Source organism: Streptomyces sp. NBC_00557, from assembly GCF_036345995.1.
Taxonomy (GTDB): Bacteria; Actinomycetota; Actinomycetes; order Streptomycetales; family Streptomycetaceae; genus Streptomyces.
In genome coordinates, this window is the sequence record NZ_CP107796.1 from 6,621,903 (window position 1) to 6,638,312 (window position 16,410).

Consider the following 16,410-nt stretch of genomic DNA (forward strand, 5'->3'; position numbering starts at 1 on the left):
GCCGGCGGGCCCCCAGGGGCTTGAGCGGCGGGTCACGTGATGCGGCCCGCCGCCAGTACCACCCGGGCCAGTTCGGGGTGCAGGATGTCGCTGTGTGCGCCGGACGGCGGGCCGCCGCGGCGGACCACCGCGGCCGCGTCGACGTTCGCGCAGCCCCTCGCGGGCAGTCCGCCGGCCAGGGCCGCCGCGAGGTCGAGCCGTGCGGTCCCCGGTACCGCCTGCACCCCGTCGTGCCCCATCGCCCCCCACTGCGGTCCCAGCACGGCGGCGATCTCGTGGCCGAGACACGAGCGGTCGTCCCCGGCCAGCCAGGAGGCCAGCGGATAGAACGTGCCGAGTGCCGTGTCGAAGTGCGAGTAGCAGCACACCAGCGGGCCGTCGATCCGCCGCTGCCGGTCCCTGAGCGCCCCCGCCCTGTCCGGGGCCTGCGGCAGCCGCTCCGCGAAGGCGTAGTGCGAGAAGGCGCCCTGGAGCAGGGTCACGGACTTCACCGTGCCCACGCCGTCGGGCAGCCCGAGCAGCGCGAACGACACCAGCCGCCCGCCGAAGCTGTGCCCGGCCAGATGCACCCGCACCCCGGGCGCCGCATGCGCCAACTGCCCGATCACCGGCCCGAGTCCGCGCTGGCCGACCGTGCCGGCCCGCCGTTTCATCGAGTAGTACGTCGCCTGCCGCAGCAGTTCCTTGGCGCCGTCCCAGGGGTTCGGAAGGCTGAATCCCTCACCCGGCGGGCCGGCTGCCGCCAGCGCGTCGGCGAAAGCGGCGCAGGCGGTCGCCGGGTCCCCGGTGAACACGGCCGGCTCGCCGTCCTCGTCCGTGTCGGTGGCGCCCTGCCGCCGCCCGTCCTCGACCAGCAGTCCGGCCAGCCGCCCGAACTCCCTCAACGCGCCGGTGCCGGCGGGCCGTTCGTCCAGCATCCGGGCCAGCTGGTCGATCACGGAGGCCCGGCCGGGGAAGGCCGCGAGCAGCGCGCGCCGGGTGTCCTTGTCCAGCGCGGGACCGGGGGCCGCCTGAGCCTCCGTGGTGGCCACGGAGCGCGGGAAGTCCGGGATCGGCTCGTCGCTGAACCGCATCGACGGCCAGATCACCCCGACGTACCCGAGCCGGGCCCGGGGCGCGAGCGCGGGGACCGGTGCGAAGAAGCTCCGGTACAGCGCGGTCGCGCCCGAGCGGTCGTTGTTCCAGCCGTGGGCGAAGACGATCAGGTCACGGACGCCCCGCGCCGTGACCTGCGCCACCAGCCGGTCGCGTTCGGGGCCGTCCACGTCCCCGTCCGCGTCGAAGGTCAGCTCCCAGTAGGGAGTCACGCTCATCCCAGGATCCGCCATGCCAGGCTCCCTCGTCCCCCCGGAAACGATGCGTTACGGGCCTATCGTCCTGCGCGGGGGCGAAGTTGGCCATACAGTGCGGCTCATCCGGTGCGGCTCACACAGTGCGGCTCACACCGCGCGGCTCACCGGTACAGCAGGTACTCCCTGCGGATCCGCCGGAACGCGGCGAGCTCCTCCTGCCAGGCGCCGACCACCTCGTCCGTGCCGGCCCCCGCGTCGATCATCGTGCGCACCCGGGTGGAGCCGGTGAGCTTGTCGATCCAGTCGTCCGACCGCCAGGCGAAGCCGTCCCAGACCTTCCTGGCGGTCACCAGCAGCGCGATCCCGGTGCGTACGGGGTCGTAGGCGGCCCGGTCGTGGACGTGGATCTGCACCCCGCCGACCGTCCTGCCCTGGAACTTGGAGAAGGCGGGCGCGAAGTACGCCTCGCGGAACCGCACACCGGGCAGGGCGAGTTCGTTGGCGGCGGCGGCCCAGCGGCCGTCGATGCCCTCGGCGCCGAGCAGTTCGAACGGCCTGGTGGTGCCCCGGCCCTCGGAGAGGTTGGTGCCCTCGAACATGCAGGTGCCGGAGTAGACGAGCGCCGTGTCCGGGGTCGGCATGTTCGGGCTCGGCGGTACCCAGGGCAGCGCGGCGGTGTCGTACCAGTCCGAGCGCTTCCAGCCGGTCATCAGGACGGTGTCCAGCTCGACCGGCCTGCTCAGGAACTCCGCGTTGAACATCCGCGCCAGCTCGGCGACGGTCATGCCGTGGGCCTGCGCGATCGGCTGCCGCCCGACGAACGTGGCGAACTCCTTGTGCAGCACCGGCCCGAGGGCCTGGCGGCCGGTCACCGGATTGGGCCGGTCGAGGACGACGAACCGCTTGCCCGCGAGCTGCGCGGCCTCCATGCAGTCGTACAGCGTCCAGATGTAGGTGTAGAAGCGGGCGCCGACGTCCTGGATGTCGAAGACGACCGTGTCGACCCCGGCGGCGGTGAAGACGTCGGCGAGCTGCTGTCCGCTCTTCAGGTACGTGTCGTAGACGGGCAGGCCGGTCGCCGGGTCGTCGTAGCGGCCCTCGGAGCCGCCGGCCTGCGCGGTGCCGCGGAAGCCGTGCTCCGGGCCGAAGACGGCGGTCAGCCGCACGCGGGGGTCGGCGTGCATGACGTCCACGATGTGCCGGACGTCGCGGGTGACCCCGGTGGGGTTGGTGACGATGCCGACGCGCGCGCCCTTCAGCAGGGCGTAGCCGTCGGCCGCGAGCCGCTCGAAGCCCGTGTGCGGTTCGTCACGGCGGCCGGGCGTGGCGGGCAGGGATGCGGGAAGTGCCGCCACGGTTGCCGATGCGAGGAGGTTCCGTCTGGACAGATGCATGACCAGAGGTTGTGGCAGTGGGCCTTCCTTCACACATACCGACCGGTTAGTCTCGCGTGAGCAGAGCCGATGCGCGCCGCGCTGAGTCGTGTCGAAGGAGACCGATGGTGGAATCCGTGCAGGATGCGGGAGTGGTCGTCACCGGGGCCGGCGGAGGAATCGGCGCCGCCCTGGCCCGGCGGTTCGCCGCCGAGGGCGCCCGCGTGGTCGTGAACGACCTGGACGGCGACAAGGCCAAGGCGGTCGCCGAGGAGATCGGCGGGACCGCCGTGCCCGGTGACGCCTCCGCGATCGTCGGCGACGCCAGGGACGCGCTCGGCGGCACCGTCGACGTCTACTGCGCCAACGCCGGCGTCGCCTTCGAGGACGGCGCCGCGGACGGCCCGCTCGACGAGAGGACCTGGGCGGTCTCCTGGGACGTCAACGTGATGGCGCACGTCCGCGCCGCCCACGAGCTGCTGCCGGACTGGCTGGAGCGCGGCGCCGGGCGGTTCGTGTCCACCGTGTCGGCCGCCGGGCTGCTCACCATGATCGGCGCGCCCTCCTACAGCGTCACCAAGCACGGCGCCTACGCCTTCGCCGAGTGGCTGTCGCTGACCTACCGCCACCGCGGCCTGAAGGTGCACGCGATCTGCCCGCAGGGCGTGCGCACCGACATGCTGGCCGCCACCGGCAGCGCCGGCGACCTGGTGCTGCAGCCCACCGCGATCGAACCGGACGCCGTCACCGACGCCCTGTTCCGTGGCATCGAGGAGGACCGCTTCCTGATCCTGCCGCACCCCGAGGTCGCCGAGTACTACGCGGCGCGGGCCACCGCCCCCGACCGCTGGCTGGCCGGCATGAACCGCGTCCAGCGCACGTGGGAGGAGTCCCGGTGACCGCCTCCCGGTACGCGGCGCGCCCCTGGCTCGCCCTGCTCGACGACGCCCAGCGCGCCCCGATCGACCCCGCCGACTCGCTCGTGCACGCCCTGCGGACCGCCGTCGCCGAGGCGCCCGAGCGCACCTTCCTCGCCTACTTCGACGCCCGGCTGAGCTACCGCGAGGTGGACGAGCTGAGCGACTCCGTCGCCGCCCACCTCGCCGCGCGCGGCCTGGAGCCCGGCGACCGGGTGGCCGTGCTGCTGCAGAACTCCCCGCACTTCGTGCTCGCCGTCCTCGGCGCCTGGAAGGCCGGCGCGACCGTCGTCCCGGTCAACCCCATGTACAAGTCGGGCGAGATGGGGCACATCCTGCGCGACGCCGAGGTGACCGCGCTGATCTGCTCCGACCGGGCCTGGGAGGCGTACCTCAGGAAGACCGCCGCCGACTCGCCGGTGCGGATCGTGCTCACCGCGACCGAGCGGGACTTCCAGACGCGCGACGACGCGCGCGTGCTCGGTTTCGAGCAGCTGCCCCAGGCGCCGGACGCCGACGACCTCGTGGCCGTCGCCCGGCAGGGCGGCACCGCGCCCGGGGGCCGCGACCCGCGCCCCGGCGACATCGCGCTGATCAGCTACACCTCCGGGACGAGCGGCACGCCCAAGGGCGCCACCAACACGCACGGCAACATCATGCACAACGCCGAGCGGCAGCGGACCGGGCTCGCGCTGCCCGAGGCGCCCGTCTACTACGCGCTCGCGCCGCTGTTCCACATCACCGGCATGGTGTGCCAGTTCGGCGCCTGCCTGAACAGCGCCGGCACCCTGGTGCTCACCTACCGCTTCGAGCCCGGAGTGGTCCTGGAGGCCTTCGCCGAGCACCACCCGCACTACACGGTCGGACCGTCGACGGCGTTCATGGCGCTGGCCGCCCGCCCGGACGCCACCCGGGAGCACTTCGCCTCCTTCGTCAACATCTCCTCCGGCGGCGCGCCGGTGCCCCCGGCCCTGGTGGAGACGTTCCGCGAGCGCTTCGGGCCGTACATCCGGGTCGGCTACGGCCTCACCGAGTGCACCGCGCCCTGCGCCTCGGTCCCGCCCGGCCTGGAGGCGCCCGTGGACCCCGTCTCCGGGACGCTGTCGGTGGGCCTGCCCGGCGCCGACACGGTCGTCAGGATCGTGGACGAGCGCGGCGAGGAGGTGCCCTTCGGGGAGCAGGGCGAGATCGTCGTACGCGGGCCCCAGGTGGTCCCCGGCTACTGGCGGCGCCCGGACGCCACCGCCGAGTCCTTCCCGGACGGCGAGCTGCGCACCGGCGACATCGGCTTCATGGACGAGCAGGGCTGGCTCTACGTCGTCGACCGCAAGAAGGACATGATCAACGCGTCCGGCTTCAAGGTGTGGCCCCGCGAGGTCGAGGACGTGCTCTACACCCACCCGGCGGTGCGCGAGGCGGCCGTCGTCGGCGTCCCGGACGGCTACCGTGGCGAGACCGTGCGGGCGTACATCAGCCTGCGTCCGGGTGCCGAGGCGACCCCGGACGAGCTCGCGGCGTACTGCAAGGAGAGACTGGCCGCCTACAAATACCCGCGTCAGGTGGAGATCCTGCCCGACCTGCCCAAGACGGCGAGTGGCAAGATCCTCCGTCGGGAACTGCGTTCCCGCGCGCAGGACATTCGGTAAGCATCACGGAAAGGCAGGTGGCGGCAGTGCCCAGGACGACGGACGGAGACGGGACGCCCGTTCCGCAGCGGCTGCTGGCCGCCGCCACCCGGCTCTTCGCCGAGCAGGGCTACGACCGGACCTCCGTGCAGGAGATCGTGGAGGCGGCCGGCGTCACCAAGGGGGCGCTGTACCACTACTTCGGCTCCAAGGACGACCTCCTGCACGAGGTGTACGCGCGCGTGCTGCGCATCCAGCAGGAACGGCTCGACCACTTCGCCGGCATGGACGCGCCGGTGGAGGAACGGCTCAGAGCCGCCGCGGCGGACGTGGTCGTCACGACGATCGACAACCTCGACGACGCGTCGATCTTCTTCCGGTCCATGCACCACCTCAGCCCGGAGAAGAACAAGCAGGTGCGCGCCGAGCGCCGGCGCTACCACGAACGCTTCCGCGCGCTGATCGAGGAGGGGCAGAAGGCGGGCGTCTTCTCCACGGCGACCCCGGCCGACCTGGTGGTGGACTACCACTTCGGCTCCGTCCACCATCTGTCCACCTGGTACCGCCCGGACGGCCCTCTCACCCCGCAGCAGGTCGCCGATCACCTCGCCGACCTGCTGCTGCGCGCGCTGCGCCCGTGAGAGCACGTGCGTGCGGGGCGGCCGCCCGAGGCGGCCGCCCCTCACCCGTGTTCCGCTACAGGTACTTCTTCAGCTCCCTGCGCGCCAGCGACCGCTGGTGCACCTCGTCCGGGCCGTCGGCCAGCATCAGGGTGCGGGCGCTCGCGTACAGCTCGGCCAGCGGGAAGTCCTGGCTCACCCCGCCCGCGCCGTGCAGCTGGATCGCCCGGTCCAGGATGCCGACCACCGCGCGCGGGGTGGCGATCTTGATGGCCTGGATCTCGGTGTGGGCGCCCTTGTTGCCGACGGTGTCCATCAGCCAGGCCGTCTTCAGCACCAGCAGCCTGAGCTGTTCCACCGTGACCCGGGCGTCGGCGATCCAGTTCTGGACCACTCCCTGCTGGGCCAGCGCCTTGCCGAAGGCCGTACGGGACACGGCCCGCCGGCACATCAGCTCGATCGCCCGCTCGGCCATGCCGATCAGCCGCATGCAGTGGTGGATCCGGCCGGGGCCGAGCCGGGCCTGGGCGATGGCGAAGCCGCCGCCCTCCTCGCCGACGAGGTTCGACACCGGCACGCGCGCGTGGTCGAAGACCACCTCGGCGTGGCCGCCGTGCCAGTGGTCCTCGTAGCCAAACACCTGCATGGCGCGCTTGACGGTGACGCCCGGGGTGTCGCGCGGCACCAGGACCATGGACTGCTGGCGGCGGATGTCGGCACCGTCCGGATCCGTCTTGCCCATCACGATGAAGATCTTGCAGTCCGGGTTCATCGCCCCGGAGATGTACCACTTGCGGCCGGTGATGACGTACTCGTCGCCGTCCCGCTCGATGTGCGTGGTGATGTTGGTGGCGTCGGAGGAAGCCACCTCCGGCTCGGTCATCGCGAACGCCGAGCGGATCTCGCCCGCCAGCAGCGGCTCCAGCCACTGCTTCTTCTGCCGCTCGTCGCCGAACTGCGCCAGCACCTCCATGTTCCCCGTGTCGGGCGCGGCGCAGTTGGTAGCGGTGGGCGCGAGGTGCGGGGAGCGGCCGGTGATCTCGGCGAGCGGCGCGTACTGGAGGTTGGTGAGTCCCGCGCCGTACTCGGCGTCGGGCAGGAAGAGGTTCCATAGGCCCTGCCTGCGGGCCTCGGCCTTCAGCTCCTCGACCACGGCCGGGGTGTCCCACGGGGAGGCCAGCGCGGCCCGCTGCTCCTCCGCCACCGGCTCGGCCGGGTAGACGTACTCGTCCATGAAGGCGAGCAGCTTGGCGCGCAGCTCCTCGGTGCGCGCGTCGAACGCGAAGTCCATGACCGGTCAGCCTTCCTGAAGAGTGGTCAGTCCGTGGTCGATGAAGACGGGCACGAGGTCCCCGATCCGGTCGAAGCCGCGTCCGACCGTCTGGCCGAGCGTGTACCGGTAGTGGATGCCCTCGAGGATGACGGCGAGCTTGAACCAGGCGAACGCCTCGTACCAGGAGACGGCCGAGACGTCCCGGCCCGACCGCTCGGCGTACCGCTGGACCAGCTCCTCGGGAGAGGGGTGTCCGGGCGCCTCGGCGGTGGTGGAGACGGGGGAGTGGGGCATGCCCAGCGGCCGGCTGTACATCACCAGCAGGCCCAGGTCGGTGAGCGGGTCGCCGAGGGTGGACATCTCCCAGTCGAGGATGGCGTTGATCCGGTCGTCGTCCCCGATGAGGACGTTGTCGAGCCGGTAGTCGCCGTGCACGACGGCGGGGGCGGGCGAGCGCGGCAGCTCCCGGCCCAGGGCCGCGTGCAGTTCGTCGATGCCGGCCAGCTCGCGGTTGCGGGAGGCGTCCAGCTGCTTGCCCCAGCGGCGCAGCTGCCGGTCCAGGAAGCCCTCCGGGCGGCCGAAGTCCTCGAGGCCCACCTCGGCGGGATCCACCGCGTGCAGCTCGACCAGCGTGTCCACCAGGGACAGCACCGCGTTGCGGGTGCGCTCGGCGCCCAGCGGGGCGAGCTGCTGGGCCGTGCGGTACGGGGTGCCCTCGACGAACTCCATGACGTAGAACGGCGCCCCGAGCACGTCCTCGTCCTCGCACAGCAGCACCGGGCGCGGGACCGGCACGTTCGTCGGGTACAGGGCGTCGATCACGCGGTGCTCGCGCCGCATGTCGTGCGCGGTGGCCAGGACGTGGCCGAGCGGGGGGCGTCGTACGACCCACCGGGAGGTGCCGTCGGAGACCGCGTAGGTGAGGTTCGACCGTCCGCCCTCGATCAGCCGGCCGGTCAGGGGGCCGGTCACCAGACCGGGGCGCTCGCGGTCGAGCTGGGCGCGCAGCCGGTCCAGGTCGAGTCCGGGCGGGTGGTCGGCGCTCATACATCACTCCTGTGAACGGGTGAACACGATGCCCCTCATGATGCCGACCGGTCGGTATGCCGTCCAGTGGGTGTACCCGCCATAAGGCCAAACGTGACGGGAGCCACGATAGGCCGACGGCCTCCCGGCGCGCTGCCGGAAAGCCGTCGGACCTGTTCCCTGTGTGTTCCCGAGAGGGGTCAGTGGTCGTCCCAGTGGCCCTCGTGCTCGGCGTGCCGGTGGCCGCCGTGCAGATAGTCGATGTGGTCGCCGTGGCGCACCTGGGCGTGCCCGCACTCGTCGTAGTGCACGTGCTCATGGTCCTGGTGGACGGTGTGCCCGGCCGGTTCGCACTCGTCCCAGTGACCCGCGTGCTCGCGGTGCAGATGCCCGTCGTGCGCGTAGTCCAGGTGGTCGCCGTGCGACACGGCGTTGTGCCCGCATCCCGGACCGTGGCGGTGCGTGTCGTGCTCGGTGTGTTCCTGGTGAGGGGTGGTCATGGTGCCCGCCTTCGTACCGCTTGCGTGGGGCACGAGTACCCCGGAGGGTCGAGGACATGAAGGGCATCAGCTACCGCCGCTACGGCGGACCCGAGGTGCTGGAGTACGGCGACGTGCGCGACCCGAAGGTCGGCCCCGACCAGGTGCTGGTCCAGGTCCGCGCCGCGGCCGTCAACCCGGTCGACTGGAAGTGCCGCGAGGGCCACCTGGACGCGGTCCTGGACGCCGTCTTCCCGGTGATCCCCGGCTGGGACGTCAGCGGGGTGGTCGTCCGGCCCGGCGCCGCGGTCACCGAGTTCGCCGCCGGCGACGAGGTCATCGGCTACTGCCGCGAGGACTTCCTGTCCCGCGGCACCTTCGCCGAGTACGTCGCCGCGCCCGTGCGCACCCTGGCCCGCAAGCCGCGCACGCTGTCCTTCGAGGAGGCCGCCGGCCTGCCGCTCGCCGGGCTCACCGCCTACCAGGTGCTGGTCAAGGCGCTCCAGGTGCGGCGCGGCGAGACCGTGCTGGTGCACGCGGCGGCCGGCGGGGTCGGCTCCCTCGCCGTGCAGATCGCCGCCCACCTCGGCGCCCGGGTCATCGGCACGGCGAGCGACCGCAACCACACCTACGTCCGCGGTCTCGGCGGCGAGCCGGTGGCCCACGGCGAGGGCCTGGCCGCACGGGTGCGCGCGCTCGCCCCGGACGGCGTGGACGCGGTCTTCGACACCGTCGGCGGCGACACGCTGAAGACCTCCGCCGGCCTGCTCGCCCCGGAGGGCCGGATGGCGTCGATCGCCGACCCGGAGGTGGTGCGTCACGGCGGCCGCTACTGCTTCGTCCGCCCGGACGCGGAGGACCTGGGCACCCTCGCCGCCCTGGCCGACAGAGGCGTGATCTCGGTGCACGTCCAGGAGACCTTCCCGCTGGAGCGGACGGCGGACGCACACCGGCTGAACCAGGAGGGCCGCACCCGCGGGAAGATCGTGGTCACCGTCGACCGGCAGGAAGCAGAGGGCGCCGTCTGGACCAGAGACGAGGAGCGCCTCCTGTACGCTGCCGGCCAGGACGGCATGCTCTGAGGCCTGTCCGGCCATTCAGACTGGCCCTGCCACCAGCGCCGCCGCGCACACCGCCAGCGCCACCGCGCACAGCGCCGCCGCCGTCGCGTGCCGGGGGGCGAGCGCCGCGGGGCGGGGAGCGGCCGCAAGAGCGCGGATCCGGCGGTGGGCCACCAGCACGAAGCCCAGGAACAGCGCGCAGCACAGGACGCAGACGGTCACACCGGTGGCCGTCAGGCCGCCGTGCAGGGCGGCCTTCACGGCGAGGACCGCGGCCACGGCCGCCGAGAGGGTCGTACGACGCCAGGCCAGCCGGGTGCGCTCCGGCTGCAGCCCCGGATCGCGCCGGGCCGGGCTCACCCCGCCCATCCGGCCAGCACCACCACGACCATCGCCACGGCCACCACCGCGACGACCAGGCTGAGCAGCGCCGGGAACCGGGAAGCGGGCAGGTCCTCGCCGCGCCGGATCGCCCGCTCGCAGCGCACCCAGTGGTTCACCGCGCGCAGGGCGCACAGCACACCGGCGCCGAGCAGCGCGAGCGCGAGACCGGCCCGCCACGCCCAGCGCAGATGGGGCAGGAACTGGTCCACCGCGAATCCGCCGCCGATCAGCGCGAGCGCCGTGCGCAGCCAGGCGAGGAAGGTGCGCTCGTTGGCCAGGGAGAACCGGTAGTCGGGCGTGCCGCCCTCGTCCCGCACCCGCTCCGGCGCGAACCACAGCCGGATGTTCGTCACGAAGTCGCTCACGCGGCCGACCCTACCGGGCGGTCACCGGGCCGAGCGGAAGGCCTTCAGCCGCTCGTACGCCGCCAGCCCGTCCGGCACCCACTCCCATTCCCCGAGCCGCCGCTCGACCTCCTCCTCGGGCAGGAAGCCGTGCCACTGGACCTCCTCGGCCTGCGGGTGGACGGGCAGCTCGCAGCGCACCTCGTACACCGCCGACCACCAGCTGTGCCCGGCGCCGTCGTCGTACAGGAACTTGAAGAGGAAGTCCGGCCGGGGCAGGCCCGTCACGCCCAGCTCCTCCTCGGCCTCCCGCAGCGCGGCCTCGTCGTAGGACTCGCCCGCCCCGACCACGCCGCCGACGAACATGTCGTACAGCGCCGGGAAGACCAGCTTGGTGGCGGTGCGCCGGTGCACGAAGAGCCGGCCGGCCGCGTCCCGGGCCTGGACGAACACACAGCGGTGCCGCAGTCCGCGGGCGTAGGCCTCGCCGCGCGGCGACCGGGCGATCACCCGGTCGTTCTCGTCGACGATGTCGAGGATTTCGTCAGCGGGGTTCATGCGGGCCATCCAAGCAGAGGGCTCAGCGGCGCTGCAGGTCCCGGGCCGGGGGCTCCGCCTCGGCCGGGCCGCACGGCATCGCCGGATGCAGCCCGAGCAGCACGATGCCCGCGACCACCGCCGCGAGCCCGGCCGCCTCCCCGGCCAGCGCCCCGGTGTCGGTGCGCAGCCGGTCGCCGAGGAAGCCGACGCCGCACAGGATCCCGGCGAGCGGCTCGGCCGCGGTGAGCGCGGGCAGCGACATGCGCAGCGGGGCCGTCTCGAAGGCGCTCTGCACCAGCAGCAGCCCGGTCGCCCCGCACACCAGCACGCCGTACGGCTGCCAGCCGGTGAACAGCTCGGCGAAGCCGCCCGCGGAGAAGCGGGTGCCGCTCACCCGGGTCAGCGCGTCCTGCACGCCGTACAGCAGCCCGGCGGCGGTGGCCAGCAGCACCGGGCCCCAGCTCAGCCGGGACCGTTTGGCGTACGTCGTGAGCACCAGGGCGGCGCCGACCATCGCGCCGATGATCAGCCAGTGCCGCAGCGGGTCGGCGATGGCGTGGCCCGCCCGCGGCTCGCCGGCCAGGATGAACGCGGTCACCCCGCCCGCGAGCAGCAGCAGCCCGGCCCAGCCCTGACGCCCCAGGGACTGCCTGGTCTGGTGCCGGGACAGGGCCAGCGCGAACAGCAGGTTCGTCGCGAGCAGCGGTTCGACCAGGGAGATCTCGCCCTTGCCGAGGGCGACCGCGCCGAGCACCATCCCGGCGATCATCAGCCCCAGGCCGCCCAGCCAGCGCGGCACCCGCATCAGGTCGAGCAGCAGCCGGAACGTCAGGAAGTCGCTCAGCGGCGCCTTCTGCGCTGCGTTCTGCTGCAGGACGAATCCGAAGCCCAGACAGCAGGCGGCACTCACGGCGAGAAGGAGAACCAGAACGGACACGCTGCGTACCTCGATCATCCGCCGGACCACGGGTGCGTAGTGGCCGACTGTAGCGCCCCCGGTACGGCATCGACCCGGAAGTGCGCGGAACAGAGCAGTTGACTCGCCATCGTGTGGGGCCGGACGGCCCGGCGCCATGGCGTACGCCACACAGGGGTACGGAACCCTGGGTCCCGCAGCGGTGCCACCTGCGCGGAGTTACTCAAGTTCCTTGTGAGCAACGGTGGTTGAAGGCCAGATCAGCCGGTTCGGCTTGACGCAAACCTTGGCTGGGGGTTTGCTGTGCGTGATCGGCCGATGGCAGCTGGAGAAACAGGAAGTCCCGCGGTGCCCCCACTCCCCTCCGTGCTCGGCACCCGCCGGGCCCTCACGGACCACGCCGGCGACACCGCCCCGGACGAGTCCGGCGCCTTCGACCCCGCCCTCGACGACGCCGAACTGCGCACCGCCCGCACCGCGTTGACCCAGGGCCGGCGCCAGGCCGCCCGCTCCCTGCTGCGGCACACCGGCGACGACTGGGACCGCCGCGGCCACCGCCTCACCGTGCTCGCCCGGGAACCGTACGCCGTGGCCCGGGCCCGCGACTGGCTGCAGGCCGAACCCGGCTGCGTCGACGCCGCCGCCCTGTACGCCCTCGCCCTGGTCCGGCGCGCCCTGTGCGGCGAGGAGGACCCCGGCCGGGCCCGCGAGGCCTGCGCCGACGCCGCCGCGCTGGCCCCCGCCGACCCCACCCCCTGGCTGGGATTGCTCCGGCTGGCCCGCAGCCTCGGCCCGGAGCGCGAGGTGCTGGCCGCCTTCGCCGAGCTGCGCCGCCGCCACCCCGAGCACCACCACGCCCACCACCTGTTCCTCGCCCGCCTCGCCGAACGCCCCTCGGGAGGCCGGGCGCCCGAGGCCCACGAGGTCTACGACCGCGCCGAGCTGGCCGCCGCCGAGGCCCCGGCCGACTCCCCGCTCGCCGTCCTGCCCCTCGTCGCCTACGCCGAGCGCTACCGGGTCCTCGCCGCCACCGGCCTCGCCCCGGCCGACCCCGCCGCCTCCGGCCACTGGTCCGGCCCCCGGGCCCGCCGCATCCTGCGCACCTGCTTCGACTGGTGGCTGGAGTGGGAGCACGACGAACACCCCCGCCGCCACATCGACCTCAACCACCTCGCCTTCGCCCTGTCCTGCGCCGGCCGCCCCGCCGAGGCCGCGGTCCTCTTCCGGCGCATCGGCCCGCACGCCACCCGCGTGCCCTGGTCCTACACCCACCGCGACCCGCGCTCGGCCTTCCGCGAGGCCCGCGCCCGCGCGCTCGGCCACTGAACGGCACGGCCGGCCGGGACGTAAGAAGTGATGACGAAAGTCTGACCAACCACCCGGCTCCCTGGCCCGCCACAGCCCCGAGTGCTCGAATGAGAACGTGAACCCCGAACGATCCGAGGAACAGGGCGGCACGCCCGTCGGCCGCCGCGTCTTCCTCGGCACCCTCGGCCTGGGCGCGCTCGGCGTCGCCGCCGCGCCCGCGCTGCAACGCGGCCTGGAGGGTGTCCTCGGCGCCGTCGCCGGCAAGGACCCGACGGGCCTGACCGGCCTGCTGCCCAACGGGGGCGGCTTCCGCTACTACTCCGTCGCCGCGTCCGTGCCGCGCCTGACCGCCGCCGAATACCACCTGAAGGTCGGCGGCCTGGTCGACCGCCCGCACACCTACACCCTGGCCGATCTGCGCGCCCTGCCGCAGACCCGGCTGGTCAGGGACGTCCAGTGCGTCACCGGCTGGCGGGTCCCCGGCACCCCCTTCGAAGGCGTACGCCTCTCCGACCTGCTGGACGCCGCCGGGGTCCGGCCCACCGCGAAGGCGGTCCACTTCACCTGCTTCGACGGCGCCTACACCGAGAGCCTCACCCTCGCCCAGGCCCGCCGCCCGGACGTCCTGGTCGCCCTGCGCATGCAGGACAAGGACATCTCCCACGACCACGGCGGCCCGGTCCGCCTCTACGTCGCCCCCATGTACTTCTACAAGTCCGCCAAGTGGCTCTCCGGGATCACGGTCACCGACCATGTGCAGCCCGGCTACTGGGAGCACCTCGGCTACGACGTCGACGCCTGGGTCGGCCGGTCGAACGGACGCACCGATGAGCCTACGAGCTGACGCCCCGGCGCCGCCCGCCGCCCGTGTCCACCGCTTCAGCCGGGCCGAACGCTGGGTCCACCGCACGACGGCCGCGCTGATGGGGGTCTGCGTGGTCACCGCGGCCGTCCTCTACATCCCCCAGCTGGCGGTCCTGGTGGGCCGCCGCGAACTGGTCGTCCGCGTCCACGAGTGCGCCGGGCTGGCCCTGCCCGTCCCGGTGCTGCTGGGCCTCGCCTCCCGCGCCTTCCGCGCCGACCTGCGCTTCCTCAACCGCTTCGGCCCGCACGACAAGCTCTGGCTGCGCGCCGCGCTGGCCCGCGACGCACGCCCTTCCTCCCGCCCGGCGGGCAAGTTCAACGCCGGCCAGAAGATCTACGCCGCCTGGATCGCCGGCGCCACCCTGGTCATGCTCGGCACCGGCCTGCTGATGTGGTTCACCCACCTCGCGCCGCTGATGTGGCGCACCTCGGCGACCTTCGTCCACGACTGGCTCGCCCTGACCATCGGCGTGGTCCTGGCCGGCCACATCGGCATGGCCCTGGCCGACCCGGAGGCGAGACGGGGCCTGCGCACCGGGACGGTGAGCAGGGAGTGGGCGAAGCGGGAACACCCGCTGTGGCGGCCCTAGTTCCCGAACTCCAGCAGCACCTTGCAGGACCGGCTCCTGTCGGCGGCCAGCTCGAAACCGGCGGCAGCGTCCCGCACCGGAACCACCGCACTGACCAGCCCGTCGAACTCCCCGCGCGCGGCGAGCAGGTGCAGCGCGTCGTCGAACTCGGCGCCGAAGCGGAACGCACCGCGCAGCTCGATCTCCCGGCTCACCAGCAGGTTCCCGGCGAACGGCGACTGCCCCGGCGGCAGCATCCCCAGCTGTACGACCACGCCCCCGCGGCGCACCCGCCGCAGGCACGCGTCCAGTCCGGCCGCGACCCCCGACGCCTCGACGGCCACGTCCACCTCCTCGGGCCACCCGGCGTCCCCCGGATCGTCGGCCCGTACCAGCGTGTCGGCGCCGGCGACGGCGGCGTACGCCAGCGCCTGGGGCACCAGGTCGGTCACCGTCACCCGTGCCGCGCCGGCCGCCTTCGCCGCCGCGACCACCAGGCACCCGATCGGCCCGGCCCCGGTCACCAGCACATGCCGGCCGGCCACGTCCCCGGCCCGCCGCACCGCGTGCAGCGCCACCGACAGCGGCTCGGCGAGTGCGGCCCGGCGCAGACCGAGCCCGTCCGGCAGCGCCCGCACCTGCCCGGCCGGTACGGCGATCCGCTCGGCGAAGCCGCCCTGGACATGCGGAAAGCGGGCCGCGCTGCCCAGATACCGGGTGTCCCGGCACACGTTCGCCCGCCCGGCGGCGCACTCCGGGCAGCGCCCGCACGGCGTGGCGGGGTGCACGGCGACCGCCGTACCCGGCGCGGGACCACCGGCCCCGGTGCCGTAGGACACCACCGTGCCCACCACCTCGTGCCCGAGCACCATCGGCTCCCGGAGCCGGAAGTCCCCGACCCCGCCGTGCCGCCAGTAGTGCAGATCGGAGCCGCACACACCGCCGTAGCGGACGGCGACCAGGACCTCGCCGGGCCCGGGGCGGGGCACGAGCAGCTCCGTCACGCGCAGCTCGCCCGCGCCGTGGATCACACAACCCAGCATCGCCGCGGCCCCGTTCACAGGACGCTCGTCATGCCGCCGTCGACGTACAGGACCTGACCGCCGACGAAGTCCGCGGCCGGCGAGGCGAGGAAGAGCAGGCCGCCCACCAGGTCCTCGGTGCGGCCCCAGCGGCCGGCCGGGGTGCGCCGGCGGACCCAGGCGCTGAACTCCTCGTCCGCCACCAGCGGCCGGGTCAGCTCGGTCTCGATGTAGCCGGGCCCGAGCCCGTTGACCTGCACGCCGTACGGCCCCCAGTCCGCGCACATGCCCTTGGTGAGCATCTTCAGCGCGCCCTTGGTCGCCGCGTACGGCGCGATGCCGGGCCGGACGACCTCGCTCTGCAGCGAGCAGATGTTGACGATTTTGCCGTGGCCGCGCCGCGTCATCCGCCGGGCGGCCTCGCGGCCGACGAGGAACGCGCTGGTGAGGTTGGTGTCCAGGATCCGGTGCCAGTCGGCGTCGGTGAACTCCAGCAGGGGCGCGCGCAGTTGCATGCCCGCGTTGTTGACGAGGATGTCGAGCGGGCCCACCCGCTCCTCGACGTCCGCGATCCCGGCGGCCACGGACGACCCGTCGGTCACGTCGAACACCGCGGTGTGGATCCGGTCCCCGGGCAGTTCGCGGGCCGCCTCGGCCAGCCGGTCCGGGTCGCGCCCGTTGAGGACCACCGTGCAGCCGGCCTCGGCCAGGCCCCGGGCCAGCGCGAGGCCGATGCCCCGGCTGGAGCCGGTGACCAGGGCGGTGCGGCCGGCGATGTCGAAGAGCGGGTGACTCAT

General features: G+C 73.5%; 18 protein-coding genes. 7 read left to right on the plus strand and 11 right to left on the minus strand.

Annotated elements, in window-relative coordinates:
* Positions 1-32: 32 nt before the first annotated feature.
* Both OG956_RS29115 and OG956_RS29120 read right to left on the minus strand, forming a co-directional pair.
* Positions 33-1,328, minus strand: coding sequence for a serine-threonine protein kinase (locus OG956_RS29115; RefSeq protein ID WP_330340975.1), 1,296 nt, complete (start codon positions 1,326-1,328; stop codon positions 33-35).
* Positions 1,329-1,453: 125 nt separating this feature from the next.
* A complete protein-coding gene (locus OG956_RS29120) occupies positions 1,454-2,686 on the minus strand; it encodes an exo-beta-N-acetylmuramidase NamZ family protein (RefSeq protein ID WP_330340976.1) in 1,233 nt (410 codons plus the stop codon).
* A gap of 104 nt (positions 2,687-2,790) precedes the next feature.
* On the opposite strand from OG956_RS29120, the gene OG956_RS29125 reads away from it, so the two are divergent.
* The 3 genes from OG956_RS29125 to OG956_RS29135 are packed head-to-tail and all read left to right on the plus strand — an operon-like array spanning position 2,791 to position 5,848.
* On the plus strand, positions 2,791-3,564 hold the full coding sequence (locus OG956_RS29125) for an SDR family oxidoreductase (RefSeq protein WP_330340977.1): 774 nt from the start codon (positions 2,791-2,793) through the stop codon (positions 3,562-3,564).
* On the plus strand, positions 3,561-5,228 hold the full coding sequence (locus OG956_RS29130) for a class I adenylate-forming enzyme family protein (protein ID WP_330340978.1): 1,668 nt from the start codon (positions 3,561-3,563) through the stop codon (positions 5,226-5,228). The genes OG956_RS29125 and OG956_RS29130 overlap by 4 nt, the downstream gene beginning before the upstream one ends.
* Positions 5,229-5,254: 26 nt before the next feature.
* Positions 5,255-5,848: a TetR/AcrR family transcriptional regulator gene (locus OG956_RS29135; RefSeq protein ID WP_330340979.1), complete on the plus strand. Its 594-nt coding sequence runs from the start codon at positions 5,255-5,257 to the stop codon at positions 5,846-5,848.
* 55 nt (positions 5,849-5,903) lie between these two features.
* Here the strand turns inward: OG956_RS29135 and OG956_RS29140 are convergent, their stop codons facing one another.
* The 3 genes from OG956_RS29140 to OG956_RS29150 form a co-directional block, all read right to left on the minus strand.
* Complete coding sequence (locus tag OG956_RS29140) at positions 5,904-7,118, minus strand: acyl-CoA dehydrogenase (protein ID WP_330340980.1); 1,215 nt, start codon at positions 7,116-7,118, stop codon at positions 5,904-5,906.
* Between the two features lie 6 nt (positions 7,119-7,124).
* Positions 7,125-8,147, minus strand: coding sequence for a phosphotransferase family protein (locus OG956_RS29145; RefSeq protein ID WP_330340981.1), 1,023 nt, complete (start codon positions 8,145-8,147; stop codon positions 7,125-7,127).
* A 179-nt stretch (positions 8,148-8,326) separates the two neighbouring features.
* A complete protein-coding gene (locus tag OG956_RS29150) occupies positions 8,327-8,626 on the minus strand; it encodes a hypothetical protein (protein WP_330340982.1) in 300 nt (99 codons plus the stop codon).
* 56 nt (positions 8,627-8,682) lie between these two features.
* Here OG956_RS29150 and OG956_RS29155 point away from each other — a divergent pair, with 56 nt between their 5' ends.
* Positions 8,683-9,687 (plus strand): NADP-dependent oxidoreductase, encoded by a 1,005-nt coding sequence (locus OG956_RS29155; RefSeq protein WP_330340983.1) that lies wholly within the window; start codon positions 8,683-8,685, stop codon positions 9,685-9,687.
* Between the two features lie 15 nt (positions 9,688-9,702).
* Here the strand turns inward: OG956_RS29155 and OG956_RS29160 are convergent, their stop codons facing one another.
* Genes OG956_RS29160 through OG956_RS29175 form a run of 4 tightly spaced genes read right to left on the minus strand, consistent with a single transcriptional unit; the run spans position 9,703 to position 11,889 of the window.
* Positions 9,703-10,035: a DUF202 domain-containing protein gene (locus OG956_RS29160; protein WP_330340984.1), complete on the minus strand. Its 333-nt coding sequence runs from the start codon at positions 10,033-10,035 to the stop codon at positions 9,703-9,705.
* On the minus strand, positions 10,023-10,415 hold the full coding sequence (locus OG956_RS29165; RefSeq protein ID WP_330340985.1) for a YidH family protein: 393 nt from the start codon (positions 10,413-10,415) through the stop codon (positions 10,023-10,025). The genes OG956_RS29160 and OG956_RS29165 overlap by 13 nt, the downstream gene beginning before the upstream one ends.
* Before the next feature lie 21 nt (positions 10,416-10,436).
* Complete coding sequence (locus OG956_RS29170; RefSeq protein WP_330340986.1) at positions 10,437-10,952, minus strand: NUDIX domain-containing protein; 516 nt, start codon at positions 10,950-10,952, stop codon at positions 10,437-10,439.
* A gap of 22 nt (positions 10,953-10,974) precedes the next feature.
* On the minus strand, positions 10,975-11,889 hold the full coding sequence (locus tag OG956_RS29175) for a DMT family transporter (protein WP_330340987.1): 915 nt from the start codon (positions 11,887-11,889) through the stop codon (positions 10,975-10,977).
* 309 nt (positions 11,890-12,198) lie between these two features.
* On the opposite strand from OG956_RS29175, the gene OG956_RS29180 reads away from it, so the two are divergent.
* From OG956_RS29180 to OG956_RS29190, 3 genes are all read left to right on the plus strand, one after another.
* Complete coding sequence (locus tag OG956_RS29180) at positions 12,199-13,176, plus strand: hypothetical protein (RefSeq protein ID WP_330340988.1); 978 nt, start codon at positions 12,199-12,201, stop codon at positions 13,174-13,176.
* Positions 13,177-13,273: 97 nt separating this feature from the next.
* On the plus strand, positions 13,274-14,002 hold the full coding sequence (locus tag OG956_RS29185) for a molybdopterin-dependent oxidoreductase (protein WP_330340989.1): 729 nt from the start codon (positions 13,274-13,276) through the stop codon (positions 14,000-14,002).
* On the plus strand, positions 13,986-14,612 hold the full coding sequence (locus OG956_RS29190; protein ID WP_330340990.1) for a cytochrome b/b6 domain-containing protein: 627 nt from the start codon (positions 13,986-13,988) through the stop codon (positions 14,610-14,612). Before OG956_RS29185 ends, OG956_RS29190 begins: the two co-directional genes overlap by 17 nt.
* On the opposite strand, the gene OG956_RS29195 is transcribed toward OG956_RS29190, so the two are convergent.
* The gene (locus OG956_RS29195; RefSeq protein WP_330342981.1) at positions 14,609-15,634 is read right to left on the minus strand and encodes an L-idonate 5-dehydrogenase; all 1,026 of its coding nucleotides are present in this window, start codon (positions 15,632-15,634) and stop codon (positions 14,609-14,611) included. The two genes, OG956_RS29190 and OG956_RS29195, sit on opposite strands and share 4 nt — an antisense overlap.
* A gap of 14 nt (positions 15,635-15,648) precedes the next feature.
* A complete protein-coding gene (locus tag OG956_RS29200) occupies positions 15,649-16,410 on the minus strand; it encodes an SDR family oxidoreductase (protein ID WP_330340991.1) in 762 nt (253 codons plus the stop codon).